Here is a 15481-nt window from a genome sequence, read left to right on the forward strand (position 1 = left end):
CCGGCAATCCATGGGCATGTGCGCGGTAGTCGCCTACGCTGAAAACAAGGGTTTCCATTCCCGGCAGCCACACCGGTCAAAGCACGAGGGGAGCACAACATGGGCACCACCCGCATCCACACCATCGGCCATTCCACCCACGAGGTGGCCGAATTCATCGAGATCCTGCGGGCCCACGGCATCACCCAGGTCGTTGACATCCGCACCATTCCCAAGTCCCGGCACAACCCGCAATTCAACGGCGAGGACCTGGCCGCGAGCCTGGAATCCGCGCACATCGGCTATCGCCGTGCCAGGGAGCTCGGCGGGCTGCGCCCCACGCACAAGGACAGCGTCAACGGCGCCTGGCACAACGACTCCTTCCGCGGCTATGCCGACTACATGCAGACCGACGAATTCGCCGCCGCCATCGAGGACCTGCTGGCCCGGGCCGCGACGGAGGAAACGGTCATCATGTGCGCCGAGGCTGTCCCGTGGCGCTGCCACCGCTCGCTGGTCGGCGACGCCCTGCTGGTGCGCGGTGCCGAGGTCCGTCACATCATGTCCCGCTCCGCGGCCATGGAGCACACCCTCACCTCCTTTGCCCAGGTCCAGGGCACTGCCATCACCTACCCGCCGACCGCGCAGGACCCGGGCGAGGGCACGCCCTAGCCGGGCCACCGTGCCGGTTCGGCGTCGCGGTTACTCGCCCCACCATGCCCCGCCCCGCCCCGGCTTTCCGCGCGGATCGGGATCCAGGCGCCGGGCCGCCAGAAGCATGGCAAACCCGCCACCGATGCCGGGGCGCCGGAGGGCATCGCGCGTTGCAACCTCCGGACTCGCACCGCCGACTGCACCGCGGGCCTTTGGCCCCTTGTCCGAGGCGGGTTCCGCGGCAAAGAATGGAATGGTGCAGGGCCACTGGCACACCTACGGCACGGGGAGGGACCGTCATGGACAATGCAGCGGCAACGGGGAGGTCCCCCGACCGGGACACCGGCCCCGGGACGGATGCCCCGATCCGCGTGTTCATCCTCGATGACCACGAGCTGGTTCGCCTGGGGCTTGCGGAGCTGCTGGAGGGCGAGGGCTTCGAGGTGGTCGGCACCTCCGGGACCGCACACGATGCCCGCAAGCAGATCCCGGCCCTGCGCCCGGACGTCTCGGTGCTCGACGCCAGGCTGCCCGACGGCACCGGGATCGAGGTCTGCCGCGACGTGCGCTCGATCGACGGGTCGCTGAACTGCCTGATCCTCACCAGCTACGACGACGAGCAGGCGCTGCGCGGGGCGGTGCTTGCCGGGGCCATGGGATACGTGCTCAAGCAGATCGCCGGCAACGACCTGATCCGTGCGCTGCGCCGGGCCGCGCGCGGCGAATCCCTGTTCACCCCGGGACTGAAGCAGCGGATCATCTCGGGGCTGATCACCCACGAGAACTCCGACCCGCGGATGGCGGCGCTGACCAGCCAGGAACGCCGGGTGCTGGAGCTGGTCGGCGAGGGGCTGAGCAACCGGCAGATCGGCGAGCGCATGCGCCTGGCCGAGAAGACGGTGAAGAACTACGTGTCCTCGATGCTGGCGAAGCTCGGCTTCGAGTCGCGCACGCAGGCGGCGGTGTTCGTGACCCATCCGCTGCCGGGGCGCAACGACGGGGGAACCTAGGCCTCGGTCCGCCTCAGCGTTCCGCCGGCATCGGCACGACCCAGCGCAGCGTGGTCCCTTCCCCCGGGGCGGAGTCGACGGCCAGCGTGCCGCCAAGCTCGGCGGCACGCTGGCGCAGGTTTGCCAGCCCGCTTTCGGCCACCGGGGCTCCGAAGCCCACGCCGTCGTCGCGCAGGGTCAGGGCCAGGGTGCCGTCGGTGCACTCGATGGCCAGTTCAACGGCGTGGGCGCGGGCGTGGCGCACCACGTTGCTCAGCGCCTCGGTGATGACTGCCAGCAGGTGGGTGAGCGTGGTTTCGTCGGCCAGGGCGTCAAGTCCCTCGCCCAGGCGCAGCTCGGGGGTGAAGTCCAAGGGCGAGGAGGCCCGGCGGATGGCGCGCAGGATGTGGAAGCTGGGGCTCTCGGTCTCCCCCGCCTGGCCGCGCAGCGAATAGATGGTGGCGCGCAGCTCGGCGATGGTGGTGTCGAGTTCCGCAGCGATGCCCGCGGCGCGCTCGCGGGCGGCGGGCGTGGGCAGCTGCCTGCGCAGGGCGCTGATGCCCAGGCCGGCGGCGAAGATGCGCTGGATGACGATGTCGTGCAGGTCCCGGGCGATGCGTTCGCGTTCGCGGTAGAGCAGCACGTCCTCGCGCAGGTGGTGCATCTGGACCAGCCCCAGGCCCTGGGCGATGTTGTCGGCGAAGATCCCCGCCATCTGGGTTTCCACCGGTCCGTACTCTTCCGTGCCCTTGCCGCGGACCATCAGCAGCAGCCCGTAGTGGGTGCCCCGGGCGCCCAGTGCGGCCACCAGCGTGTGTGCGCCGTCGGCGATCTCCCCCAGGGGGAGGACTGGCTCCGGCGTGGGAAGCACCAGGGGGTTGTTGGCGTGCAGGCGCAGGCGGTGGAGCTCCCCCACGTTCAGCAGCACCCGTCCGGCCAGGTGCGGGTGGACGTTCTGGCTGATGCCGGCGATCCGGTAGCCGGGTCCGGCCCCCTGGCCCTGGGCGATGGGGGTCAGCAACAGGGCGTACCTGGCGCGGGACTCGCGGCGGGCCAGCTCGGCAACATCGTTCAGTCCCTGGGTGTGGTGGCGCGATTCTCCCCCCAGCAGGCCGCCGATGCGGGCGCAGGCGGTGAGCCAGCGGGCCCGGTCCGCAGCATCCTGGTAGAGCTGCGCATTCTGCAGCGCCACCGAGGCGCTTCCGGCGAGCGCGGCCCCCAGTTCCGCATCGGCCTTGGAATACCTGTCCTTGCCGTTCTTCGGTCCCAGGGTGAGCAGGGCAAAGAGCTCCTGCCGGGTCCGCAGTTCCAGGCGCAGGCGCTTGGGCTCGTCCTTGCCGGCGGGCTCACGCAGCGCCAGGGCGTCCTTCCCCTTGGCCAGTTGTCCCTGTTGGTGGGAGGAGCTGGTCAGTTCCAGCAGGCCGGAGGAGGCGGCGTAGATCGACATGGCCTCGTCCAGCACGCGGTGGGTCACGGCGGTGACGGACAGGTCGCTGGCGATCGAGGCCATGGAGGCCAGCAGATCGCGGATGCGTGCGTCGCTGCGCTTGGACATGTGCAGTGCCTCCTGGTCCCTGCCGGGTGGACCCCGCGCCCGGTGGCGCCCTGGCCCTCATGCGCCACCCTACCCGCGCAGCGGCGGCCTGCGACAGGGGGGCGTTGCCCGGTGGCGGCCCGTGCAGTGGACTAGATTGGGTGGATGGATATCCGCATTGCCACACGGGACGACTGGCCGGGCCTGTGGCCCATCATCGAGGAGGTCGTCCGTGACGGCCGGACCTATTGCTGGCCCGTGGATGCCGGCGAGGATGCCTGCCGCGACTGGTGGATGGGCAAGCCCGGCGGGAGCGTCTACGTGGCGGTCGATGAGGACGGGTCCATCGCCGGCACCGCGGAGCTGCACCCCAACCAGCCCGCCGCGGGCTCGCACGTGGCCAACGCCGGGTTCATGGTCGCCTCCCGGGCTTCCGGCCGCGGGCTCGGGCGCGCATTGGGCCGCCATGTCATCGAGGAGGCGAGCAAGCAGGGCTTCACCGCGATGCAGTTCAATGCGGTGGTCGCCACCAACACCCACGCGATCCGCCTGTGGCAGTCGCTGGGGTTCGAGATCCTGGCCACGGTTCCCGGGGCCTTCAGGCATCCGGACCTCGGCCCGGTGGGCCTGAACCTGATGTTCCGGACCCTGCCCTAGCACCGCGCTGGAGCACGCGGGCATGGTTAGAACATGGTTTCGAATCCCGCCGTGCCCGGTCGGGGGGTCCCCGATGCCGTCCGTTCGCCGCGCAAGTCTTCCGCCGCGGGAGTTCGGGGTGTTCAATGGCCGCATGGGCGATCGTGATGACTTCCTGGACTGGTTCAACAGCACCTGGCGGACGGCAGAGGATGCGCTGCACAATGGCGATCCGGCACCCCGGTTCGAGACCTGGTCGGATCGCGATCCGGTCACGCTGTTCGGCGCGTTTTTCAACGCCGACGGCCCCCGGGCGGCACGCGAGGTTTTCGTGAAGCTCGCCCGCACGTTTTCGCAGGTGGGGGCGGGTGATATCGAGCTGCTCGCGGCGGATGCCAACGGCGACCTGGCCTACACGGCGCATCGGGAGATCACCTCCACGAGCGTCAACGGCGTGCCGGGGCAGTACACGCTGAGGGTGACACAGGTCTACCGACGCGAGGACGGCCGGTGGAAGGTCGTGCACCGGCACGCCGACATGGATCCCGAATCCGGCGACGGGCCCTGAACCGCCCCTTCAGGAACCTACCGGGGCCCCGGAGCGCGGAGGCTGTCCAGCAGGGCGACCAGCGGCGTCGGGATGCTTGGAAGGGGAACCGCCTCCGCCAGCAGCCCGGCGTAGCGCACCTTGTTGCCGCTGCGCCCGCCGAAGAACCGCGCGAGCTGGTGTTCGATGGGTTGCGCCCGCTGGTATGGCTGGGCCTGCAGGCGGCGAAAGGACTCCAGCTCGCCCTGCCCGGCGATCACCGCTTCGACTCCTTCCACGCCCAGGGCACGGATGAACTCGGCTTCCAGGTCGGGGTCGCACACGAACACCGTCTGAAGCACCCGCTCGAAGTCGCGCCGCTCGGCCGCGTCCACCAGCCCGAGCAGCCGCTGGCCGTCCAGGTCCTCCGCGGCGCGGCGGGCGCCCTTGGACCCGCCGACGGGCAGCACCCGCGGTTCGGGCAGGGCCAGCCTCCGGGCCAACGTCCTCACGGCCACGGCGTCGCTCTCGCCCTCCACCAACACGATTGTCATGCAGACAGGGATACCACATCGGCGGCCTCCGGCTCCATGGCTGGAGGCCGGCGGAGGGACTCAGTCCCCGGCGATGGCCTTGACCGCCGCCACCACGGCGCGGGCGGCGGTGGCGATTTCGGATTCCTTCACGTTGCGGGTGAAGCTCAGGCGCACCGCGGTGTGCGCCAGCTCCTCGTCGTATCCCATGGCCAGCAACACGCTCGAGGCCTCGGTGGACCCGGCGGCGCAGGCCGAGCCGGAGGAACACACAACCCCGCGGCGCTCCAGTTCCAGCAGCACCGTCTCGCCTCCTGTTTCCGGGAACACGAAGGAAACGATGCCGGGCACCCGCTGGTCCGGATCCCCGGTGAGCATGGCGCGGATCCGCCCGTCGGTGTTCAGCCCCTTGAGCACCGAGGCGATGAGATAGGCCCCGTGGCTCTGGGCGGCGCCGTCCAGGTTTGCCCGCGCGGCCAGGGACAGGGCGGTGGCGGTTGCCACGGCGCCGGCGACGTTTTCGGTGCCGGAGCGGCGCTCGCGCTCCTGTCCGCCGCCGTGCACCAGCGGTTCAAGCGCCAGCTTGCCGCGGACCATCAGCAGCCCGGCGCCCTTGAGCCCGCCGATCTTGTGCCCGGAGATGCTCAGCGCGTCGACGTGCGAGGCGATCTGGCCCATGTCCAGCCAGCCGGCGGCCTGCACCCCGTCGCAATGCACCAGGGCCCCGACCGCGTGGGCGGCGGCGGCCGCCTCGGCAACCGGCTGGATGGTGCCGACCTCGTTGTTCACCGCCATGACCGAGACCAGCGTGGTGTCCGGGCGCAGCAGGGCGGTGAATGCGTCCAGGTCCAGGAGCCCGAAGGCGTCGACCGGTGCCACGTCGAGCTCGAAGCCGTGGTGCCGCACCAGGTAGGCGCAGGCCTGGGCCACCGCGGGGTGCTCGATGGCCGAGTGGATCAGGTGGCGCCCGCGCGGGGCCCCCAGCGCCAGGCCCTTGATGGCCAGGTTGTTGGATTCGGTGCCCCCGGAGGTGAAGACCACGTCCCCGGTGCGCACGCCGAGCACGCCGGCCGCGGTTTCGCGGGCGTAGTCAAGGGCCCGCCTGGCGGTTTGGCCCATCGCGTGGGTGCTGGAGGGGTTTCCGTAGTCGCTGGTCAGCAGCGGGATGATGGTATCCAGCACGTCCTGGCGCACGGGGGTGGTGGCCGCCGCATCGAGGTAGATCAAGTTAGTTCGCTTCCATCCTGATGTCCAGGCCGAGGTCAAGGGCGCGCACCGAGTGGGTCAGGGCTCCGGAGGAAATGACGTCGACGCCGGTGGCGGCGATGGCCGCTACCGTCTCCAGCTTAACGTTCCCCGAGGCCTCCACGAGCGCGGCGCCGGCGATGCGGCGCACGCCGGTGGCCATATCCGCAATGCTGAAGTTGTCCAGCATGATGGTGTCCACCCCGGCGGCGAGCACCGCGTCGAGCTGGTCCAGGCTATCGATCTCCACCTCGAAGTGGACGGTGTGCCCCAGGGAGGCCCGCGCCCGGCGCAGTGCGTTGGTCAGCTCCGATCCGGTGCCCAGCAGCGCGAGGTGGTTGTCCTTGGCCATGACGGCCTCGGAGAGGTTGTCGCGGTGGTTGTGCCCGCCGCCGCAGCGCACCGCGTAGCGCTCCAGCACGCGCAGCCCGGGGGTGGTCTTGCGGGTGTCGACGATCCGGGCGTTCGTGCCGGCCGTTGCGGCCACGAAGGCGGCGGTGGCGGTGGCGATGCCGGACAGGCGCTGGAGCAGGTTCAGCCCCACGCGCTCCCCTGCCAGCAGCCCGCGGGCTGGGCCGGTGACCGTGACCAGGGTTTCCCCGGCGGCGAACGGATCACCGTCGGCGAGCGCGGGCACCAGTTCCAGGGCCGGGTCCGAGAGCCTCATGGCGGCGATGAACGTGTCCAGCCCGGCGCAGATGCCCGGTTCGCGGGCGACGACCGCGGCGGTGGCGGTGGTGTGTGCGGGGATCAGCGCGTTCCCGGTCAGGTCCCCGCGGGGATTGTCCTCCTCCAGGGCCGCCAGGACGATCCTCTCGATGACGCGTGCGGGGACCGGCATGGCGGTGAGGGTGCGGGCCGGTGCAGGGGCGGTGGTGTTAGACAAGGGTCTTGGTCCTTAGGTTCTGGGTGGCGGCTGTCGCGGCCAGGTTGCGGCCGAAGCGGGGCAAGTGGCCGTTGAGCGGCTGCGGGGCAGCGGTGGCGTCACTGCGGTAGTGCGCGCCGATGGAGTTTTCCCGTTCCAGGGCCGCGGTGGCCACGACGGTGGCCAGGGTGAGCAGGTTGGCCCGCTCGCGGGAAGCCCGGTCGCTTCCGGTGACGCGCCAGCGTGCCAGCTGCGCCAATGCGCTGCGCAGGCCTTCCGCGGTGCGTTCGACGCCCAGGTGCAGCTGGGCCAGGTCCTTCAGCTCGGCCAGGTCCTGCAGCTCGGCCAGGCCCATGTCCGCGGTGGCGCTTTCCGCCGGGTCGCTGCCGGAACCATCGAAGTTCCCGGCCTCCGCAGGCTGGGTGGCGATCACCTTCGTGACGGCACTGCTGCCAACGGCAACGCTCTGGGCGGTAGCGGCCGCGAGACTGGAGGGCAGGTTCACCACGGTGCGCCAGGCGAAGACCAAGCCCTCAAGCAGCGAGTTGGAGGCCAGCCGGTTGGCGCCGTGCACCCCGGTGCATGCCGTCTCGCCGGCGGCAAAGAGCCCGGGCAGCGTGCTGGCGCCGGTGTCGTTGGTCAGGATCCCGCCCATCCAGTAGTGGGCAGCGGGCGTCACCGGCACCGGTTCAGCGGCCAGGTCGTAGCCCAGCTTCGTCAGTTCGCGGGTGATGGAGGGGAAGCGGCGGGCCAGGAACCCCGCACCGTGCCGCGCCTCGACGGCGCGGGCATCCAAGTGCACGGTGCCGCCCCGGGCGCGCACCGCGTGGATGGCGCGGGCCACCACGTCCCGGGGCGCGAGCTCTGCATCCGGGTGGACGGACTGCATGAAGCGCTCGCCGCGCTCGTTCAGCAGCACCGCGCCTTCGCCGCGCACGGCCTCGGAGACCATGAAGCCGCCGGGGCTGACCAGCGTGGGGTGGAATTGGATGAATTCTGCATCGGCCAGCACGGCACCGGCCCGGTAGGCCAGCGCGGCCCCGTCCCCGGTGGCACCGTGGGGGTTGGTGGTGGCGGCAAAGAGCTGTCCTGCACCGCCGGTGGCCAGCAGCACGGCCTCGGAGTGCAGTTCATCGCTCGCTCCGTCGCGTCCAAGCACCCGCACCCCCGTGACCATCGTGGCCGGCCGGTCGGATCCGGCCTCCGCGTACGGGTTTCCCTCCGTCAGCAAATCGGTGACGAAGGCGTGTTCGCGGATTTCCAGCCGTCCGGCTGCCTGCTGCGCGCGGCAGGCGGCGATCAGCGCACTGGCCAGGTGCTTGCCGGTGGCGTCCCCGCCGGCGTGCAGGATCCGCGGGTGGGCGTGTGCCGCCTCCAGGCCCAGGGCGAAGGTGCCGGACGGGCCGGTGTCGAACTCGGCGCCCGCATCGATGAGCCGCTGCACGTGTCCCCACGCGGAGGTGCACATGATGGCCACCGCGTCCGCATCGTTAAGCTGCGCGCCGGCGGTGAGCGTGTCGGCAATGTGGCTGGCGATCGAGTCGCCGGCGGCCACCCCGGCCGGGCCCACGGAGCTCAGCCCGCCCTGGGCGTACCAGGAGTTGGAGTCCTCCAGCGCGTCCTTGGTCAGCAGGGTCACCTCCAGCCCGCGGACGGCGGCGGTCAGCGCGGCATAGAGCCCGGCGACGCCGGAGCCCACGACGATCAGCTCGGCGTCGTTCACGGCCGTGCCGCCAGCATCCGTTCCAGGGCCACCTTCGCGTCGGCGGCGATCCCGGCGGGTACGGTGATCTGGTTCAGCACGACGCCGTCGACCAGGGCCTCAAGCACCCAGGCGAGGTAGCCGGGGTGGATGCGGTACATCGTGGAGCACGGGCAGATGACCGGGTCCAGGCAGAAGATGGTGTGTTCGGGGTGCTGGGCCGCCAGCCGGTTGACCATGTTGATCTCGGTGGCGATGCCAAAGACGGACCCGGCAGGCGCGTTGGCCACCGCCTTCTGGATGTAGTCGGTGGAGCCTGCCTCGTCGGCCGCATCCACCACAGGCATCGGGCACTCGGGGTGCGCCAGGATCCGCACACCCGGGTGCTCTGCCCGGGCGCGCTCGATCTGCGCGACGGTGAAGCGCTTGTGCACCGAGCAGAAGCCGTGCCAGAGGATGACCTTCGAATCGAGCAGGACCTGCGCGTCGTTGCCGCCCAGCGGCTTGCGCGGGTTCCACATCGGCATCTGCTCCAGCGGCACGCCCATGGCCTTGGCGGTGTTGCGGCCCAGGTGCTGGTCGGGGAAGAAGAGCACGCGCCGGCCGCGCTCGAACGCCCATTCCAGCACCGTGGCCGCGTTCGAGGAGGTGCACACGATCCCGCCGTGCTTGCCCACGAACGCCTTCAGTGCCGCCGAGCAGTTCATGTAGGTCACGGGGATGACCGAGGCCTTGCCGTCAGTGTCGGACTCGTCCGCGTAGAGGTCCATGAGCTGTTCCCAGCATTCCTCGACGGAGGATTCGTCGGCCATGTCCGCCATCGAGCAGCCGGCGGCCAGGTTGGGCAGGATGACCTTCTGCTCATCGGTGGAGAGCACGTCGGCGGTCTCGGCCATGAAGTGCACGCCGCAGAAGACGATGTACTCGGCCTTCTCGCGGGTCAGTGCGGCGTTGGCCAGCTGGAAGGAATCGCCGATGTAGTCGGCAAAGCGCACGACCTCGTCGCGCTGGTAGTGGTGGCCCAGGACCACGAGGCGCTCGCCGAGGGCTTCCTTGGCGGCCAGGATGCGAATGGCAAGCTCCTCGTCGGAGGCCTCGCGGTATTCCGCCGGGATGTCACCCTGTCGCGGAGTGTCGGCCGGGGCCACGTCTTCCTGCGAGGAGCCCGGGCCGTACGCGGCCTCCCCGGTGTCAAAGAGCCAGGGGCCCTTGGTCAGGTCGGTGTTGCAGCTGGATTCGGGGGAAACCAGCGTCAGGGTCTGCAGGGTGGCGTTGATGCTGCTCATGAGATGTTCTCGCTCTCAAGGGGATGGGTGGTTGAGCCGGTGTAGCGATATAGGCGTGGGGGGCGGTGCTTGCCGCCGGAGAGGAATTCGTCGGTTTCCTCGATGTCGGGGGTGCTGCGCAGCGTACGGCGGAAATTCGCCGGGTCCAGCTCCTTGTCAAGCACCGCCTCGTAGACCTCGCGGACTTGGGCGAGGGTGAAGCGCTCGCCGAGCAGGCGGTGGGCGATGGAGCCGTACTCGACCTTGTTGCGCAGCCGCCACAGCGCGTATTCGATGACTTCGCGGTGGTCGAAGGCCAGGTTCCCCAGCACCTCGGGGTCCTCCGCGCGGTACCAGGCGACGTTGGGGTCGTCCAACAGCACGGAGGTGGCGGTGTCGTGGGGGTCGTCCTCGCGGACCAGCGCCCAGTAGACGATGGAGACCACCCTGCGGGTGGGCGAGCGGTCAAGGTCCCCGAAGGCGTAGAGCTGTTCGAGGTAGCGCGGGATGAGTCCGGTAGTGTCGCGCAGGTTCTTTGCCGCGGCATCGAGAAGCGAGTCGCGGGGCCCCAGCGGTCCGCCGGGCAGCGCCCACTGGCCGCGGAAGGGTTCGCGCGTGCGGCGCACCAAGGGCAGCCACAGGCTTTTGCGCCCGGTTCGCTCGTCATCGCGCAGCGAGAAGATCACCGTGGACACGGCCAGGGTCGGCGGCTGTTCGCGGCGTTCAGCCACATTCGAAAACGGCACCCGGTCCACCTTCCTAGTTAGTGTCAACTTGACCAGAACTAAGAATACGGTGCTGCGCGGTGCTCCACAAGCCCTGTGACGCACGGATTCCGGCACATGTCGGCAGCCTCTTCCTCCAAGGTCTTGCGCAATGCGTTAGTGAGTACTAACGTATCTCCCGTGCCTGACGTACTGGAAACCGCTGCCGAGCCCACCAGGCGCGCCCTGCTCCACATCCTTGTCGACGGGGAACGCACCGTCACCGAACTGGCCGAGCGCTTCCCCGTGACCCGCTCGGCCATCTCCCAACACCTGCTGCTATTGGCCGAGGTTGGCCTGGTCACCGCCAGGAAAGAAGGCCGCAACCGCTACTACCGGGTCAACCCGACCGGGATGGCCGCGCTGCGCCGGGCGCTGGAGTCCTTTTGGACTTCGGAGCTGGACCTGTTGGTGACCGAGGCCGCGAACCCCCATTCATGAATCCCCCAGGAGAATCCCCATGTCGATCGAAAAATCAGTTGTCCTTCCCCTTGGTCCCGAGGCCGCCTTCGAGCTGGTGACCCGGCCCGAGCGGCTGCGCCGCTGGCAGACCGTCGCCGCCCGCATGGACCTGCGCGCCGGCGGCGAATACCGCTGGACCATCACCCCCGGGCATTCCGCGTCCGGGCGGATCCAGGAGATCGAACCGGGCAAGCGCCTGGTCTTCGACTGGGGATGGGAAGGCAGCGAGTCCACGGCCTCCACCGTGACCGTCACCCTGGAGCCGGTTGAGGGCGGCACCCGGCTCACCCTGCTGCACGAGGGCCTGGCCCCCGAGGAAGTAGCCGGGCACACCGAGGGCTGGAACCACTTCATGGACCGCCTAGTCCGCTTCGCCACCGACGGCGACGCCGGCGCGGACGACTGGGCCGCCCTGCCGGATCCGATCAACGAGCTCAGCAGCGCCGAGGCAACGCTCGCCGTCGCCCAGCGGGTCCTGCACCAGCTCAAGCCGAGCGATGCCTCCCTGCCCACCCCGTGCGAAAACTTCACCGTCGCGCAGCTGGTGGACCACCTGGTCGGCTCGGTCACCGGCATCGGCAAGGCCCTGGGCGTCGAACCGGCGGATGACCCGGCTGCCCCGGCCGAATCCCGCGTGGCCGACGCCGCCCAGGCAACCCTGGAGGCCTTCGCGAAGCGCGGGCTGGAGGGCACCGTCGACATGGGCTTCGCGGAACTGCCGGCCACCATCGTGGCAAACATCCTGAACCTCGAGTTCCTGGTCCACGCCTGGGACCTGACCACCGCCACCGGGGCCAAGATTGAGGTCGCTCCGGGACTCTCGGACTACGTGCTGTCGCTGGCCCGCAACACGATCAGCCCGCAGATGCGCGGCGCCAGCTTCGCCGAGGAGACCCTGGTCGACGAGTCCGCCGCCAGCCTCGAACGGCTCGTCGCGTTCACCGGCCGGGAAGTCTCCGCCCGCTGAGCGGGCCGGAAGACCGGGGTTCGAATATGGTCGACGTCAAGTGCCAGCTCGTGATCCAGCGGCCGCGGCCCCTCGTGGCGGGGTTCGCCGCGGATCCCGGCAACGCACCGCAGTGGTATGCGAACATCGGATCCGCCGTCCACCGGGGCGGACCCACCTTAGGGGTCGGCACGATGGTGGACTTCGCTGCGCGCTTCATGGGCCGGGAGCTCAAGTACACCTACGAAGTCGTCCAGTGGGTGCCCGAGAGCAAACTGGTCATGCGCACCGCACAGGGCCCCTTCCCCATGCAGACCACCTACACGTGGACCGATGAGGGCACGGCAACACGCATGGTGCTGGCCAACACCGGCGAGCCCGCCGGGTTTTCAAGGGTTGCCGGATTCCTGATGGCACCCATGATGCGCCGGGCCATGGCCAAGGACCTGCGGAAGCTCAAGGAACTGCTCGAATCCGGGGTGGCGGAGCGCTGAGCCGCAGGCCGCTGCGACCACCCGGGCCACCTGCCGGGGTGGGCGCAGCAACGGCGTGGCGCGGACGGGCCGTCCGCGCCACAATTTCGCCTCGGTGTCCCGGCGTGGTGCAGACTGGGATGCATGATCACCGAACACGCATTGCTGCCAGTCATCTCGGGAATGGAAGACGAATTCATGTCCGCCTTCGAGCAGGCGCGCCCTCTCATTTCCGCCACCGCCGGATTCCTTGGCCTGCAGCTCTCCCGCAGCATCGAGACGCCCGGCCATTTCCTCTTGCTGGTCTCCTGGGAGTCCGTCCAGGCACATACCATCGGCTTCCGCGGATCCGAGAACTACCTCGAATGGAAGCGCCTGCTTCACCATTTCTACGACCCGTTCCCGGTGGTCGAGCACTTTGCGGCCATTGAGCCGTCAGCATCCCCGACGCCTGCCGACTCCTAGGGAACACCGGCCCCCGGCGAACACCGGCGCCCGCCCTGCCCGCAGGCTCGCAAACGCGGCCCCGATCTGAAAGGATCTGCCTCATGGAATCCACACACGAGCACCTGGTCGAAGGCACCGCCAACGCCCTGGGACTGACCGTCTTTGAGCCCCTCTCCCCCTCGGCGCTGCGCCCGGTGGTCCTGCTGCACGGCTTCGCCTCCTCCAGCGCGCTGAACTGGGTGAAATCGGGGTGGATCCGCAGCCTGACCGAGGCGGGGCGCAAGGTGCTGGCCGTGGACCTGCCGGGTCACGGGACCTCCCCCGCGCCCGAGGACCTCGACGCCTACACGCCAAGCCGCATGCGCGCCGACCTGCTGCAGCTCCTGATGGACCACGGCGTGACGACGTTGTCGGCCGGCGATCCGCTCAGCGGCGTGGACCTGGTCGGGTACTCCCTGGGAGCGCGTCTGGCCTGGGAATTCGGCGGCACCCAGCCGCAGGTGGTCAATCGGCTGGTGCTGGGCGGACCGGCAAGCATCGACCCGCTGGCCGCCTTTGACCTCAATGCCGCGCAGCGCCACCTGGCCGACGGCACCTCGATCGCCGACGAATCGACGGCCGACTTGCTGCGCATGGCCCAAACCGTGGAATCCAACGACATGTTCTCGCTCATGAGCATGATCCAGGCGATCAAGACCGAGCCCTTCGCCCCAGAGCAGATGATCCCCGCCATGCCCACGCTGCTGGTGGCGGGCGACGGCGACGCACTGGCCACGACGATGCCGCGGCTCACCGAGTTGCTCGCCAGCCGCGACACGGAGAAGTCGGTGCTCTGGCTGGCCAATCGCGACCACGCCAACGCGGTGACCAGCCGGGAGTTCAAGAACGCGGCGGTTTCGTTCCTCGAAGCATGACATCGAGGGCTCCTGCACGACCGTTGTCTCACGAAAACCCGTGAACGATCCGTCTGGCTGCATCCGAAGTGGCGCGCCCGAGGCCGTGCGCTCCCACAAGTGGCTGGCCAACGGCGAGATATGGTTTCCCTGCGCCTCGGTTCGGCCACCTATCAGCCGATGATGGGCCGCTCCTCGGGCAGCCGGAAGAGCCTGGACCGCAGGGAGAGCGCCAGCGCGGTGCTCACGGTGATGGTGCCGATACGACCGAGGAACATCAGGACGATGAGAACCACTTGGGCATTGGCGGGAAGGCCCGCGGTGATGCCGGTGCTCAGGCCGACGGTTCCGAAGGCAGAGGTCGCTTCGAACAGCGTCTTGTCCAGGCTGTGATCCGTAAAGGTCAGCAGCAGGAGTGTTCCAATGATGACCACGGCGACGCCGAGCAGGGCGACGGTGAGTGCTTGGCGCTGCACCGGGGACGAGATGCTGCGGTGGGCGATGTTGACCTGCTCGTTGCCCCGGACCTCGTTCCAGATGGCGTAGCCCAGGATGAGGAAGGTGGCGATCTTGATGCCGCCTGCCGTGCCTGCGCTGCCGCCGCCGATGAACATGAGGATGTCGGTGACGAACAGCGTCTCGGGTGCGGCTGCACCGTAGTCGATGCTGTTGAATCCGGCGGTTCGGGGGAACACCCCTCCGGCCAGCGCCGCGAGCAGCTTGCCTCCCGGGGACAGGCCCCCGAGGGTTTCCTGCCGACTCCATTCGACGGCGGCAAACAGGACTGTCCCGAGGACCAGCAGGGCGATGCTGCCGTAAATGGTGAGCCGGGTATGGACGGTCCAGGACCTCAGCCTGAATCCTTGCCGCCAGAGCTCGATGAGGACGGGGAACCCCAGCCCGCCGGTGACCAGGGCCAGGCAGATGGGGATGATGATCCACGGATCCTGCGCGAAGCCGATGAGGTTGTCGCTGTAGAGGGCGAAGCCCGCGTTGTTGAAGGCCGAGATCGCGTGGAAGACGCCGTGCCACAGTGCGGTCAGTGGATCATCGTGGTAGCCAAGCCAGAACCTGCCCGTGAGCAGGACTGCTGTGACGCCTTCGAAGAGCAGCATGATCCGGGCAACCCGGAAGAGCACATCCCGCACGTCGCCCAGGTTGAGGGTATGGGTCTCGGACTGTGCAACGAGTTGTCCGTGGAGCCCGATCTTCTTCTTCAGCATCAGGGCCAGGAGCGTTCCCAGCGACATGATGCCGAATCCGCCGGCCTGAATGAGTCCGAGGATGACGGTGTGTCCGAAGGGCGTCCAGAACGTCGGGGTGTCCACGGTGATCAACCCCGTCACACACACCGCCGAGACGGCGGTGAACAAGGCCGGCATGAACCCTTCGCCGACTTCCGCCGTGCGGGCTGCCGGGAGCATGAGCAGGAGTGTGCCGATCAAGATCATGCACAGGTAGGCCAGCGGAACCAGGCGTACGGGGTGAAGCACCACCCGTTTCAGGAACCCGACCCAGCGGGCCGGCACCCGAGGGTTGTCCCGCTTCGGGACCAAGTTTTTTGAGAC

General features: G+C 69.2%; 17 protein-coding genes. 9 read left to right on the forward strand and 8 right to left on the reverse strand.

Annotation, left to right across the window (positions count from 1 at the left end; all coding sequences use genetic code 11):
- Positions 1 to 99: 99 nt before the first annotated feature.
- Positions 100 to 651, forward strand: coding sequence for a DUF488 domain-containing protein (locus tag AC6CHY_RS02980; protein WP_217389218.1), 552 nt, complete (start codon positions 100 to 102; stop codon positions 649 to 651).
- A 281-nt stretch (positions 652 to 932) separates the two neighbouring features.
- Positions 933 to 1643 (forward strand): response regulator, encoded by a 711-nt coding sequence (locus AC6CHY_RS02985; RefSeq protein ID WP_498225388.1) that lies wholly within the window; start codon positions 933 to 935, stop codon positions 1641 to 1643.
- Between the two features lie 13 nt (positions 1644 to 1656).
- On the opposite strand, the gene AC6CHY_RS02990 is transcribed toward AC6CHY_RS02985, so the two are convergent.
- Positions 1657 to 3177 carry a sensor histidine kinase gene (locus AC6CHY_RS02990; RefSeq protein ID WP_498225389.1) on the reverse strand — a complete coding sequence of 507 codons (1521 nt, stop codon included), beginning with the start codon at positions 3175 to 3177 and terminating at the stop codon, positions 1657 to 1659.
- Between the two features lie 144 nt (positions 3178 to 3321).
- Between AC6CHY_RS02990 and AC6CHY_RS02995 the strand changes: the two genes are divergently transcribed.
- Together AC6CHY_RS02995 and AC6CHY_RS03000 are read left to right on the forward strand one after the other, a co-directional pair.
- Entirely contained in the window at positions 3322 to 3813 is a 492-nt protein-coding gene (locus AC6CHY_RS02995; protein ID WP_498225390.1) for a GNAT family N-acetyltransferase, read from the forward strand.
- A 133-nt stretch (positions 3814 to 3946) separates the two neighbouring features.
- Complete coding sequence (locus AC6CHY_RS03000) at positions 3947 to 4360, forward strand: nuclear transport factor 2 family protein (protein ID WP_498225391.1); 414 nt, start codon at positions 3947 to 3949, stop codon at positions 4358 to 4360.
- Positions 4361 to 4377: 17 nt separating this feature from the next.
- On the opposite strand, the gene AC6CHY_RS03005 is transcribed toward AC6CHY_RS03000, so the two are convergent.
- The 6 genes from AC6CHY_RS03005 to AC6CHY_RS03030 are packed head-to-tail and all read right to left on the reverse strand — an operon-like array spanning position 4378 to position 10674.
- Positions 4378 to 4872: an ATP-dependent endonuclease gene (locus AC6CHY_RS03005; protein WP_498225392.1), complete on the reverse strand. Its 495-nt coding sequence runs from the start codon at positions 4870 to 4872 to the stop codon at positions 4378 to 4380.
- 60 nt (positions 4873 to 4932) lie between these two features.
- Positions 4933 to 6078, reverse strand: a complete 1146-nt coding sequence (locus AC6CHY_RS03010) for a cysteine desulfurase family protein (protein ID WP_498225393.1) — start codon at positions 6076 to 6078, stop codon at positions 4933 to 4935.
- A gap of 1 nt (position 6079) precedes the next feature.
- Positions 6080 to 6937, reverse strand: coding sequence for a carboxylating nicotinate-nucleotide diphosphorylase (gene nadC / locus AC6CHY_RS03015; protein WP_498225757.1), 858 nt, complete (start codon positions 6935 to 6937; stop codon positions 6080 to 6082).
- A 37-nt stretch (positions 6938 to 6974) separates the two neighbouring features.
- Positions 6975 to 8684, reverse strand: a complete 1710-nt coding sequence (gene nadB, locus AC6CHY_RS03020) for an L-aspartate oxidase (protein WP_498225394.1) — start codon at positions 8682 to 8684, stop codon at positions 6975 to 6977.
- Positions 8681 to 9949 carry a quinolinate synthase NadA gene (gene nadA / locus AC6CHY_RS03025; protein ID WP_498225395.1) on the reverse strand — a complete coding sequence of 423 codons (1269 nt, stop codon included), beginning with the start codon at positions 9947 to 9949 and terminating at the stop codon, positions 8681 to 8683. The genes nadB and nadA overlap by 4 nt, the downstream gene beginning before the upstream one ends.
- The gene (locus AC6CHY_RS03030; RefSeq protein WP_498225396.1) at positions 9946 to 10674 is read right to left on the reverse strand and encodes an NUDIX hydrolase; all 729 of its coding nucleotides are present in this window, start codon (positions 10672 to 10674) and stop codon (positions 9946 to 9948) included. Before AC6CHY_RS03030 ends, nadA begins: the two co-directional genes overlap by 4 nt.
- 159 nt (positions 10675 to 10833) lie before the next feature.
- Here AC6CHY_RS03030 and AC6CHY_RS03035 point away from each other — a divergent pair, with 159 nt between their 5' ends.
- The 5 genes from AC6CHY_RS03035 (at position 10834) to AC6CHY_RS03055 (ending at position 13934) form a co-directional block, all read left to right on the forward strand.
- Positions 10834 to 11133 carry an ArsR/SmtB family transcription factor gene (locus AC6CHY_RS03035; protein ID WP_498225397.1) on the forward strand — a complete coding sequence of 100 codons (300 nt, stop codon included), beginning with the start codon at positions 10834 to 10836 and terminating at the stop codon, positions 11131 to 11133.
- Positions 11134 to 11152: 19 nt separating this feature from the next.
- Positions 11153 to 12121, forward strand: a complete 969-nt coding sequence (locus AC6CHY_RS03040; RefSeq protein WP_498225398.1) for a TIGR03086 family metal-binding protein — start codon at positions 11153 to 11155, stop codon at positions 12119 to 12121.
- A gap of 26 nt (positions 12122 to 12147) precedes the next feature.
- The gene (locus tag AC6CHY_RS03045; protein ID WP_217389206.1) at positions 12148 to 12594 is read left to right on the forward strand and encodes an SRPBCC family protein; all 447 of its coding nucleotides are present in this window, start codon (positions 12148 to 12150) and stop codon (positions 12592 to 12594) included.
- A gap of 123 nt (positions 12595 to 12717) precedes the next feature.
- Complete coding sequence (locus AC6CHY_RS03050) at positions 12718 to 13038, forward strand: antibiotic biosynthesis monooxygenase family protein (RefSeq protein WP_498225399.1); 321 nt, start codon at positions 12718 to 12720, stop codon at positions 13036 to 13038.
- An 83-nt stretch (positions 13039 to 13121) separates the two neighbouring features.
- Positions 13122 to 13934 (forward strand): alpha/beta fold hydrolase, encoded by an 813-nt coding sequence (locus tag AC6CHY_RS03055; RefSeq protein WP_498225401.1) that lies wholly within the window; start codon positions 13122 to 13124, stop codon positions 13932 to 13934.
- Between the two features lie 152 nt (positions 13935 to 14086).
- Here AC6CHY_RS03055 and AC6CHY_RS03060 read toward each other — a convergent pair whose 3' ends face one another.
- Positions 14087 to 15406, reverse strand: coding sequence for a TrkH family potassium uptake protein (locus tag AC6CHY_RS03060; protein ID WP_498225402.1), 1320 nt, complete (start codon positions 15404 to 15406; stop codon positions 14087 to 14089).
- Positions 15407 to 15481 lie beyond the last annotated feature (75 nt).

This window comes from Paeniglutamicibacter sp. GQ140 (genome assembly GCF_059759235.1).

Coding starts and splice junctions, on each gene's coding strand:
- AC6CHY_RS02980 (WP_217389218.1), top strand. CDS start 100: ATGGGCACCACCCGCATCCACACCATCGGCCATTCCACCCACGAGGTG.
- AC6CHY_RS02985 (WP_498225388.1), top strand. CDS start 933: ATGGACAATGCAGCGGCAACGGGGAGGTCCCCCGACCGGGACACCGGC.
- AC6CHY_RS02990 (WP_498225389.1), bottom strand. CDS start 3,177: ATGTCCAAGCGCAGCGACGCACGCATCCGCGATCTGCTGGCCTCCATG.
- AC6CHY_RS02995 (WP_498225390.1), top strand. CDS start 3,322: ATGGATATCCGCATTGCCACACGGGACGACTGGCCGGGCCTGTGGCCC.
- AC6CHY_RS03000 (WP_498225391.1), top strand. CDS start 3,947: ATGGGCGATCGTGATGACTTCCTGGACTGGTTCAACAGCACCTGGCGG.
- AC6CHY_RS03005 (WP_498225392.1), bottom strand. CDS start 4,872: ATGACAATCGTGTTGGTGGAGGGCGAGAGCGACGCCGTGGCCGTGAGG.
- nadC (WP_498225757.1), bottom strand. CDS start 6,937: ATGCCGGTCCCCGCACGCGTCATCGAGAGGATCGTCCTGGCGGCCCTG.
- nadA (WP_498225395.1), bottom strand. CDS start 9,949: ATGAGCAGCATCAACGCCACCCTGCAGACCCTGACGCTGGTTTCCCCC.
- AC6CHY_RS03040 (WP_498225398.1), top strand. CDS start 11,153: ATGTCGATCGAAAAATCAGTTGTCCTTCCCCTTGGTCCCGAGGCCGCC.
- AC6CHY_RS03045 (WP_217389206.1), top strand. CDS start 12,148: ATGGTCGACGTCAAGTGCCAGCTCGTGATCCAGCGGCCGCGGCCCCTC.
- AC6CHY_RS03050 (WP_498225399.1), top strand. CDS start 12,718: ATGATCACCGAACACGCATTGCTGCCAGTCATCTCGGGAATGGAAGAC.
- AC6CHY_RS03055 (WP_498225401.1), top strand. CDS start 13,122: ATGGAATCCACACACGAGCACCTGGTCGAAGGCACCGCCAACGCCCTG.